Raw genomic sequence first — 1,000 nt, forward strand, 5'->3', positions numbered from 1 at the left:
TATGGTGGATGCCTTGGCGTCAGGTGCTGAAGAAGGGCGTGGTAAGCTGCGAAAAGCCTCGGGTAGCCGCAAACAGGCGTTAATCCGGGGATACCCGAATGGGGAAACCCGACTGGGCTAAAACCCAGTCAATCCTTACTGAATCCATAGGTAAGGATGAGCAACCGGGAGAACTGAAACATCTTAGTACCCCGAGGAACAGAAAACAACCGTGATTCCCCAAGTAGCGGCGAGCGAACGGGGAACAGCCCAAACCTTAAACGTGTCAAGACTGTACTCGTTGCGTTTAAGGGGTCGAGGGACGTAAGAGGGATCCGGTACAGCGGATCCGGTGAGCAAAAAGGCTCCCCCTTAGGGGAATAGACCTGGAAAGGTCAACCGAAGAGAGCAACAGTCTCGTACCCGAAAAGGAGAGCACTCACCTGTTACGAACCCAAGTACTGCGGGGCACGTGAAATCCTGCAGGAATTAGGGAGGACCACCTCCTAAGGCTAAATACTACCTGACGACCGATAGTGAACGAGTACCGTGAGGGAAAGGTGAAAAGCACCCCGGGAGGGGAGTGAAAAAGAACCTGAAACCATATGCTGACAAGCAGTCAGAGTCTAGCTATAAGCTGGATCATGGCGTACTTTTTGTAGAACGGACCGGCGAGTTGCGATATGCAGCGAGGTTAAAGCTTAAAAGGCTGGAGCCGCAGCGAAAGCGAGTCTGAAGAGGGCGAAAGAGTTGCATAGCGCAGACCCGAAACCGGGTGAGCTACCCATGGGCAGGGTGAAGCGAGACTAACCCTCTCGTGGAGGCCCGAACCGAACCGTCGTTGAAAAGCCGGCGGATGACCTGTGGGTAGGAGTGAAAAGCTAAACGAACCCGGAGATAGCTGGTTCTCCCCCGAAATAGCTTTAGGCTAGCCTCGAGGGATACGTTATGGGGTAGAGCACTTGATCAGCTAGGGGCGTCGACCACGTTACCGAACCTTTCAAACTCCGAATACCATAAA

General features: G+C 53.4%; 1 rRNA gene. It reads left to right on the forward strand.

Going from position 1 to position 1,000, the window contains the following annotated elements:
* Positions 1-1,000, forward strand: a 23S ribosomal RNA gene (locus tag SSCH_RS08050); the annotation flags it as partial.

The sequence above is a fragment of the Syntrophaceticus schinkii genome (genome assembly GCF_000946815.1).
GTDB lineage: Bacteria > Bacillota > DSM-12270 > Thermacetogeniales > Thermacetogeniaceae > Syntrophaceticus > Syntrophaceticus schinkii.